The sequence below is a fragment of the Nocardiopsis sp. TNDT3 genome (assembly GCF_003427465.1).
Lineage (GTDB): Bacteria > Actinomycetota > Actinomycetes > Streptosporangiales > Streptosporangiaceae > Nocardiopsis > Nocardiopsis dassonvillei.
This window is the reverse complement of sequence record NZ_QPFC01000201.1, coordinates 1-8,478: the sequence shown is the minus strand read 5'-3', so window position 1 is coordinate 8,478 and position 8,478 is coordinate 1. Positions and strand designations below refer to the sequence as shown.

Annotated in this window: 10 protein-coding genes; 5 read left to right on the top strand and 5 right to left on the bottom strand. The window is 62.0% G+C overall.

Annotation, left to right across the window (positions count from 1 at the left end; genetic code table 11):
- Positions 1-47: 47 nt before the first annotated feature.
- From DQW06_RS05515 to DQW06_RS29415, 5 genes are all read right to left on the bottom strand, one after another.
- Entirely contained in the window at positions 48-302 is a 255-nt protein-coding gene (locus DQW06_RS05515) for a hypothetical protein (RefSeq protein ID WP_013156275.1), read from the bottom strand.
- Positions 303-399: 97 nt separating this feature from the next.
- Positions 400-810 carry a hypothetical protein gene (locus DQW06_RS05510; RefSeq protein WP_013156274.1) on the bottom strand — a complete coding sequence of 137 codons (411 nt, stop codon included), beginning with the start codon at positions 808-810 and terminating at the stop codon, positions 400-402.
- A 116-nt stretch (positions 811-926) separates the two neighbouring features.
- Complete coding sequence (locus tag DQW06_RS05505; RefSeq protein ID WP_041553431.1) at positions 927-1,667, bottom strand: GntR family transcriptional regulator; 741 nt, start codon at positions 1,665-1,667, stop codon at positions 927-929.
- A gap of 225 nt (positions 1,668-1,892) precedes the next feature.
- Positions 1,893-2,324, bottom strand: a complete 432-nt coding sequence (locus DQW06_RS05500; RefSeq protein WP_117198080.1) for a hypothetical protein — start codon at positions 2,322-2,324, stop codon at positions 1,893-1,895.
- The gene (locus DQW06_RS29415) at positions 2,321-2,644 is read right to left on the bottom strand and encodes a hypothetical protein (protein ID WP_231391571.1); all 324 of its coding nucleotides are present in this window, start codon (positions 2,642-2,644) and stop codon (positions 2,321-2,323) included. Before DQW06_RS29415 ends, DQW06_RS05500 begins: the two co-directional genes overlap by 4 nt.
- A 414-nt stretch (positions 2,645-3,058) precedes the next feature.
- Between DQW06_RS29415 and DQW06_RS05490 the strand changes: the two genes are divergently transcribed.
- From DQW06_RS05490 to DQW06_RS05465, 5 genes are all read left to right on the top strand, one after another.
- Positions 3,059-4,471 carry a helix-turn-helix domain-containing protein gene (locus tag DQW06_RS05490; RefSeq protein WP_117198079.1) on the top strand — a complete coding sequence of 471 codons (1,413 nt, stop codon included), beginning with the start codon at positions 3,059-3,061 and terminating at the stop codon, positions 4,469-4,471.
- Complete coding sequence (locus DQW06_RS05485) at positions 4,464-5,012, top strand: flavoprotein (RefSeq protein WP_198662388.1); 549 nt, start codon at positions 4,464-4,466, stop codon at positions 5,010-5,012. The genes DQW06_RS05490 and DQW06_RS05485 overlap by 8 nt, the downstream gene beginning before the upstream one ends.
- A gap of 32 nt (positions 5,013-5,044) precedes the next feature.
- On the top strand, positions 5,045-5,533 hold the full coding sequence (locus DQW06_RS05480; RefSeq protein WP_117198078.1) for an NUDIX hydrolase: 489 nt from the start codon (positions 5,045-5,047) through the stop codon (positions 5,531-5,533).
- A gap of 25 nt (positions 5,534-5,558) precedes the next feature.
- Complete coding sequence (locus DQW06_RS28855; RefSeq protein WP_157983351.1) at positions 5,559-7,436, top strand: ATP-dependent endonuclease; 1,878 nt, start codon at positions 5,559-5,561, stop codon at positions 7,434-7,436.
- A gap of 438 nt (positions 7,437-7,874) precedes the next feature.
- A complete protein-coding gene (locus DQW06_RS05465) occupies positions 7,875-8,132 on the top strand; it encodes a hypothetical protein (RefSeq protein WP_117198081.1) in 258 nt (85 codons plus the stop codon).
- The last annotated feature ends 346 nt before the right edge of the window (positions 8,133-8,478 follow it).

Here is an 8,478-nt window from a genome sequence, read left to right as displayed (position 1 = left end):
GGGAAGGGTCGGGGAGGACTGAGCGGCCCCCACCTTGGGTTGGCGCATCATCGCTGGCCACCCCGCTTCTGCTTCTCGATCTGGGCCAGGAGCCGGTCACGGTCGGAGCGAGCACGGGCGGCGAAGGTCGCGGCGGCGGGGTTCTCATCCCGGTCCGCGATCGTGGCGAACACCCGGGCCTTGAAGTCGAAGAACTCCACGCGCTCGATGTCGGTGGTGGGCGGGGGGTTGGTCGCGTCCAGCAGCAGACGGACCAGTTCCGGGCCGCTCAACCCGGACAGGTCGCGGGGGTAATCGGACATACTGAAGACACCTCTTCTGAGATTTCGCAGTCGCAGGAGGGATTCAGGGGCGGCCGAGGTGTTGGAGCACCAGGCCGCCCCGCTTACATGTCGAGGGTCAGGCGGCGTCCTTCGCAGCCGGAGCGCGGCGACCACCGGCCACGCCACCGGGAGCCTTCACGCCACGGGCGCGCAGCGAGTACGCCACCCGGGGGCGGCGGCCGGAGTCGTCCACGTAGGGCATGACCGCCATCACCTCGAACTCGATCGGCCGGAACGGCAGCCCCGGGACCTCGTCCGGGAGGGTCGGGCAGACCTCGGCGGCGACCTTGACCTTGACCGACTTGGCCTTGCCGCGCGCCTCGGGGTCGGCGTCGATCACGTCCACCGCCCACAGCGGAAGCCCGCTGTCCTTGTCGAGCTGGGGCCGCTTGGTCTCGAAGTCGGTGATCGCCTCCACCCCCAACGCGAACGCACCGTGCGGGAACACCGTCCCGAACGCCACCGGCAACGCACCCTGAATAGCCATCTGAACAACCTTCCTTGTGATGTTCACTCAACTACTTGACCGGTCGAGTGGAGCCTAAGAATAACCGGCCACACTCGTCCGTACAAGTGGATATGTGGCCGGTCTTGGAGTCGCGTCTACACGGCCGGGTAGGAGTCCTCCAGTTCGTGCAGGTCACCGGGGAGCACCACCTCAGCGACGGCGATCACGTCCCCGGAGGCATCGAGTATCCGCGCGGTGATGCCCAGGACCGGAGTGCCCTCGTCCAGCCCCAGGGGTTCGCGTTCAACGCCGGTGGCCAGGCGTGCGCAGAGCCGTTCGACGACCTTGGAGGGCCGGAGCTGCTTGACCATCTGCACGTGTTCGCGTGCGCCAATGCTGATCGGCTGCGTCTCGCCCAGGTCGGTTCCCTCGGCCACGTCCAGGGGGAACCACAGGGTGACCAGCTCACTCGGTTCGCCCTCGTCCAGGACCAGGCGTTGACGCATGATCGCCGGGGAGCCCTCGGGCACACCGATCGCCTCGGCCACGGCGGCGGAGGCCGGGGCGCGTCCGGCGGTCAGGATGCGGTTGCGCTTGGCCTCCTCGGAGGCGTCGAAGGCACTGGCCCCCGCGTGGGAGCGTTCGGAGCCCTGTTGCGGGACGCCGCGCACGAAGGACCCGCGTCCGTGCTCGCGGTCGATCCACCCCTGCATGCTCAGGATCTGTAGGGCCCGCACGACCGTGGAGCGCCCGGCCCCGAACTCGCGCACCATCCGCGACTCGGAGGGAAGCATCTCCCCCACCGGATAGGTACCGTCCTCGATGCGCTCTTGGATCGCCCGCACGATCTGTACGTACTTGGGCGGAGCGAACTCCAGACTCGACATGATGTCCACCTGGTGACTCTAGTACTCGTATGGTCGAGTAGCTTACTGTTCTCGGTCGTCTCTGTCAGCAGGTGGGGGCACATATGAACCCCCACCACTGGTCAGAGGACACGGCGGGAAGCACACCCCAGGCGTGCACGTCGCCGCGAAGAAGGGACCCGCGTGCCCTGGGCCCCGTGGTCTCGAAGAGACATCAGGGCACGCGGGGTCACAGAAGCGCCGGAGGAAGGCCCCTCAGAAGGGTTGCCAGTCCTGGGCGCGCCGCACGGTGTACACGGTCAGGTTGTCCACCGTCGCTCCGCACACCTCCCGGCGCTCGGACTCCACCAGCGCGGCAGCGACCAGCGCCACGTCATGCCGGGCGGCCGACTCGGAGGCCGAGAGCACAGGAGGCACGACCCGGCGGACATGGTTGCACGCCGCCCCGCCCGCGTCGTGGCAGAGCCCGACGACGTAGCTCAGCCGCAGACGTCGCAGCGCCAGGGACGCGGGCAGCACGCACCGGTACCGCTCCACCAGAGGGGTTCCGTCCGGGCCGGTGGAGAGGGCTTCGTAGGTGATGGAGTCCCAGTCCTCGGAGGAGATCCGCACCCGCACGCCCTGTTCCCTAGCCCACGCGGTCAGGGTCTCCCGGTCGGCGATCGGAGTGGAGGGTTCGGTGGTCATCGCCGCACCGCCCCGACCGCGATGGCCGTGCGCACCAGGTCACGCAACTCGGCCATGTCGTCGAGGGCGGGAGTCGAACGCGCGATCTGCACCAGCAGGTCGATCCCCCGCCGGTCCCGTTCGGCCCGCTGCGCGCGACGCCGGTGCTCCAGGTGGGCGTAGGGGCCGCGTTGGAGGGAGTAGGCGCGGGGGTCGCCCGTGTCCATCACGATGGGGTCCGGTGCGGGCCACAGCTCCGCCCGCGCGGGTGCGGGCAGGTAGTAGGCCCGGGGGCCGGTGCGGTGGTGCCTGCCGTGTCGTTTCGGTCGAATCAGAGTCACCCAAGCCCGAATCAGGGCGATAAGGTCGCTCACGTCAGCCTGCTTTCCTCAGGTTGGCCGCGCCCCCGGACGCCTTCCACCGCGTCGCGGGGGTCTGTCTTGTCATGGGTCAGCAGGCGAGACCACTGCCGTGGGATGGAGACGCCATGGTGGAGACCTGTCCCGTCCCCTTGCAGAAGGGGCACATCGCGGTACGCCTGGTCGGCTCCGTATCGGAGGGGACCCGAACGACGACCAAGCGCCGAGGGCGGACGGACTTCCAGCCCCGTCCGCGACATGACCTGCACGTGGTTGCGCTGCTGCTGTCCATGAGGCCAACAATCCCGATTCGGTTTCCCGAAACCCATTCCTCCTCGGGATGACAAGGGGGGATACTGGCCGTCCCCCCTGCACTCGCACCGCCGAGGAGTCACGATGCCGGGACACCCGACGAGCCGGATCAACATCCCGTCATGGGCATGGGAACGCGAGCACACGGCGGAGTTCCTGAGAAGGCGCGATGTCCAGGCACTTTTCCGGTTCGGGCGCCAGTACGGCGGTGCGAGCCAGATGGCGATCTCGGCGGCGACCGGCCTCTCACAGGGGCGGGTGAGCGAGGTACTGAACGGCCGCAAGACTGTCACGGCCTTCGAGGTGTACGAACGGATCGCCGACGGCTTCGGGATGCCCGACCGCGCGCGGATGCTGTTCGGCCTTGCACCGAAGAACCCCGGCACGTTCACTGGATCCGACAGCGCGGAGTCCTCGGCACCACCGAGGCGACCCGCACCCAGGAGCCCGGGCCCGGGGGAGGATGAGAAGGTGCGACGTCGCGCATTCGTCGGACTGGCCGGAACCGCCCTGTTCCAGGCCACCACAGGTTCAGTGCTGGACATGGACGAGATCGCCGCAGCACTCACCAGGTACGCGGGAGGTCGTCGGTCGGCTGTGCGAGCGGCGACGGGTCTCGGCGAGCTTGCCAAGCGGACGCACGCGGCCAAGGCCGGATACCAGGCGTGCCATTACACGGCGGTGGCCAAACGGCTACCCGAACTGCTGCGCGGCCTGGATGACGCGGTGTCCGGTGTCGAAGACGACGACCTCTCCCGGGTGCACGCGCTTCGCGCGGAGGCGTACCACGTGGCGGCGAGCCTCCTGCTCAAGTGCGAGGAGCGCGGTCTGTCCTACCTCGCGGCCGACCGAAGCATGCGCGCGGCCGAGGCGAGCGAGAACCCCGCGGTCGTGGGTGCGAGCGCCAGGGCGTTCACCCGGGCACTGATGCGTGAGCGCCACTACAAGGCGGCGACGGAACTGGCGACGAGCACCGCCGAACGGGTGGACAGCGCCACGGACGAGGCCACGCCGGAATCCCTGTCGGTGTACGGGTCGCTTCTGCTGAGCGGCGCGGTCTCTGCGGCCAAGCGCGAAAACCGGGGCCAGGCGCTCAGCCTGCTCGACGAGGCCAGCGACGCGGGTGAACGGCTCGGCGGGGATTTCAACTACCAGTGGACCGCCTTCGGGCCGACCAACGTCCTGCTGCACCGGGTGAGCGCGGCCGTCGAGTTGGGCGACGCGGGCAGCGCGATCGACTACGCGCGCCAGGTGCGGTTGGACAACATCGACGTGATGGAACGCCGGGTGACGCTGTTCATCGACGCGGCCCGGGCGTACCAGCAGTGGGGAAAGACCGAGCACGCCTACCATGCCTTGCGCAACGCCGAGGAGATGGCGAGCGAGGAGCTGACCGCCCGTCCGGTGGTGCACCAGTTGATCAACGACATCCGTACCCGGGCGAGTGGTCACCTGTACGACAACGTCAGCGAACTAGCGGAAAGGGTCGGTGCCTGACTCAGTGAGTGAGCGGAAGACTCTCTACGTGGTGGTGTGCGCGGCAGGTCCGGCTTCGGATGTCGGCACGCTGGTCGATCTGGCCCAGGAACAGGGTTGGACCGTTCAGGTCATGGCCACACCATCAGCGGTGAGCTTCATCGACGTCGAGGCGCTGGAGAAGCAGACCGGCAGGCCGGTGCGGAGCCAGCACCGCGCTCCGGGAAACCCACGCTCTCCCAAGGCGGACACCATCATCATCGCCCCGGCCACCTTCAACACGATCAACAAGCTGGCCAACGGGATCGCCGACAACTACGCCCTGGATGTGGTGAACGAGGCCATCGGCCTCGGAGTGCCAACCGTCATCCTCCCGTTCGTGAACTCCGCCTACGCCAGCAGAGCCCCGTTCCGAGAGAGCGTCAGGAAGCTCCGGGCCGAAGAGGTGTCCGTGTTGATCGGACAAAATGCGTTCGTCCCTCACGAAGCCGGAAGCGGAACGAGCGCGTTCGATACCTTCCCATGGCGGCTTGCTCTAGACCAGGCGGAGAACTCTCTCTAGAGCAATAGAACTGAAACTCAGGTCTGCAACGCATGAACCGTGATGGCGACGGACGCTCATCAACCCCGCTCCACTCCGTGTCCGTGGCGGGAGCCGTCATCCGCGAGGACGGGCGGATGCTGGTGATCAAGCGCAGGGACAACGGCAACTGGGAGCCACCGGGCGGCGTGCTGGAGTTGGACGAGACCCCGCAGGAAGGTGTTGTCCGCGAGGTCTTGGAGGAGACCGGTGTCCATGTCGAGGTGGAACAGCTCACGGGCGTCTACAAGAACATGACCCGTGGAGTTGTGGCCTTGGTCTTCCGCTGCAAACCGTCCGGCGGCAAGGAGCACCCCACGATTGAGGCAACCGTCGTCAAATGGCTAACGCCTGACGAGATCAACGAGCACATGAGCGAGGTCTACGCAATCCGCCTCCTAGATGCTTTAGACCCGAACAACCCTAATGTCCGCAATCACGACGGGAAAATTTCCCAAAGCAGTAGACAATCTCAAGATTGTAATCTTGAGCAAAGAAAATAGAAGCAAGCCAAACCCAGGAAATTAAATGAAAATAGCTTACCTTGAAATAGAAAACTTCCAGGGAGTAAAGTTCCTGAGCATAAAATCCCTGGAAGACCTTCCATTGGTCGCGCTATCCGGAAAAAATGGCTGCGGAAAAACTACCTGCCTTCTAGCAATTTCACTACTGTGGGGCGGAGAATTCCATACAGACATGAGCAGGCTAGTTGGACCATGGGGCGATGAAGCAAGGTTGCGAATGTTGATATCACTCAACATGCAAGAAAGAAAGGAATTGAACTATTACGCACGAAAAGTAGGTGCATACTGTTACGAAAAGAGCGAATACCCAGAGGGGCAGGAGGAGGACGAGCACTCCCCTCAAATCATTAGAATGTGGCTGAGGATTCCAAAAAGAGGGAACGCATGGAGGCCCCACGAGGACTTTTGGGCTGAAACCCTCAGAAAAGAGGATTTCGCGAGAGAAAATCCATTTGCAAATATTTCGTTCATCCCTGGAGAGCGGGTAATCCATCGCAGTGAAGTAGATAGCCTTAGCGTTGAACACCTATCCGAGAAATCTGCCACACTTCTAAGAAAGCAAGCCGTAGATTCTCTGAGCGAAAACTATGGATCTTTTTCCATTCACGATATCCCAGGTTACCTTGCCACTCTCGACTACCTGGACCTCTCACAGGGGAGTAGATTCCAAGAAGAATCCGAATATACTAAAATAACCAACGCCTTCGAGGCTGCAACAGGAAAGTCCATCCTAAAACCGTCAATCGACAGCACCCATGGCATATCGATTAAAGTAGATGCGGGAGAAGGAAACGAGCACTCCATCAGCAAGCTTTCAAGCGGAGAACAAGAAGTCCTTGGCTTAATGTACCTATGCCAGAGAACAGCAAAAAAAGGAAGTATCCTACTAATAGATGAGCCAGAAATTCATCTGCACCCGTCGCTTCAAGTTGCACTAGTAGAGCTGGCGCAAGGCATCAGTGGAAGCTCACAGATTTGGCTAAGCACACACTCTCCTAACATCATTAACACGGCCCCATCTGACTCCCTGATATCCATCAGCCTTCCATCTTCAGAGAAAATCAATCAGTCAGAAAAAATCATCGACCAAAAAGCAAAGACGAATCTCCTCTTTGAGCTAGGCGTAAGCAAAAGCTCATGGCTCCAGCATGAAAAAATGCTCATCGTCGAAGGGGAAACCGACAAGAACTTTATAGAGAAGATTTTCCCTGTTGAAACTTCAAAAATACTCATCTACCCCGCAGGGAACAAAAAGTCGGCTTTAGCTACAGCTAAAGCGCTAGCGGCAAGCGAAGAGCTTCTTCCTTGGGTTTGCGTGGTAGACAGAGACCTTGACGACGAGTCAACCAACGAAGCTGACAAGGACGATCGAATCTTTGTCTGGACAGGCAGAACTATTGAAAATGCTTTTCTAGATGAAAAACTTCTACACCGAGTACTCACAGCCGCCAGCCACGAAACAACGGTCGAAGAAGTATTGAGTCAGCTACTAGCTATCGCAGAAAAAGAAAAGGAGGATGTGATAAAACTACTCACAGAGAATAGGATCAAGGAAAGGTGTCGCCGCAAGATTGGATCACCCCCCAAAGACACCAAAGAGTGGTTCAAGTTCGAGGCAGAAAAATATAAAGCCTACGCCGAACTACACGACGTGGTGCGCAGAGAGACCGAAATTGAAATTGAAGGTAACTGGCCCCGCAGATGGAAGCACCTAGTCCAAGGAAAAAGAATGCTCGCACAGTTTAATGCGTGCACACCATTTCAACATACTGGACACTTTCAGGAATTTATGCTTAAGGAAATAAGAGAGAACCCAGATCTCCTTCCTGACGATTTTAATAATTTAAAATCACTGCTTCAAAAGGGCATTTCGAGCGCGTGATAAATGGTTGGCTTTGCCGATTTGAGCTGTATGGGATCAAGGCGACGGCGCGAGCGCCGTCGCAGCGGCCTCCGGCCACTGCTCGGGCTGCGGGCTGCCGCCCGGTCCCGAGCGCGGCCAACGGCCGTACTACTTGGCATCATGACGCGGCCCGCAGACGAACGGTTGCCGTTCGGACGAAATCGATTGATGACGTGCTCAGATCCCGAGGCACCCGGTAGCGGAATACGACTGTCTTGGGCGGTCGGCACCAGCGCTACCGGGCACCTCGGCCCGAAACCGTAGTGACCCTCCGCTGTGGCCGGGGTGTATAGCTGGTTCATCAAGTGGGCCGGACAGGTCCCACCGAACCGGGCTATTGGAAGGACAGCACGAGTGGTCACGGAGCCGGACAGCTTCCCCAGCAGTCGAACGCCCGGCCTGGCCCCAGGAGACCTCGTGCGGATCAAGGTCACGAGCCACGAGCCGTGGGGAGTCCTGGTCCAGATCATCGGTCACGAACACATCGGCGCTTCAGTGGACGGGGTTGTCATCGACTCCGCACACCCACGGGCCGAAACCGAGGACTACCCGGCCATCGGAACCGAGACGAGCGCCGTCGTCGCCCGAATACGAGAAGACGGTAAGCCACCATGGGTCTACCTCTCCATGTTCCACGCCGACGTCTTCCGACCCTCCATGCGAACCGAGCAGTAGTCCCGGTTCCGTGCCACACGGAGCAGGCAACGCCGGGGAACCATGGGGAATCACGGTCAGACAGCCCACATCAGCGTGGGCAGGAGAGGCGCGAGGTCAGCCGCCATAGGTGTTCTCGGCTTCCCAAGCTAAGAACGTCACCGCCATCCGTGCATGCAGCCAGGACCGCAGGAACGCACTTCCCCGCATCGCACATTCATCGCACATGGCTCCGGGAAGGGGCCGGAAGCGCTGGGAATCCCTCGGAACATCCGCGCAGGTCACAAGGCGTTTCGTCGGTTTGTCGACAGGTCGCCAGTGCCCCTCGGCACAACGGGACTTCGTGGGTTCAAATCCCACACCCTCC

Excerpts from the sequence above, each read along its gene's own strand:
- DQW06_RS05515 (WP_013156275.1), bottom strand. The coding sequence starts at position 302 with ATGTCCGATTACCCCCGCGACCTGTCCGGGTTGAGCGGCCCGGAACTG.
- DQW06_RS05510 (WP_013156274.1), bottom strand. The coding sequence starts at position 810 with ATGGCTATTCAGGGTGCGTTGCCGGTGGCGTTCGGGACGGTGTTCCCG.
- DQW06_RS05500 (WP_117198080.1), bottom strand. The coding sequence starts at position 2,324 with ATGACCACCGAACCCTCCACTCCGATCGCCGACCGGGAGACCCTGACC.
- DQW06_RS05490 (WP_117198079.1), top strand. The coding sequence starts at position 3,059 with ATGCCGGGACACCCGACGAGCCGGATCAACATCCCGTCATGGGCATGG.
- DQW06_RS05480 (WP_117198078.1), top strand. The coding sequence starts at position 5,045 with ATGAACCGTGATGGCGACGGACGCTCATCAACCCCGCTCCACTCCGTG.
- DQW06_RS28855 (WP_157983351.1), top strand. The coding sequence starts at position 5,559 with ATGAAAATAGCTTACCTTGAAATAGAAAACTTCCAGGGAGTAAAGTTC.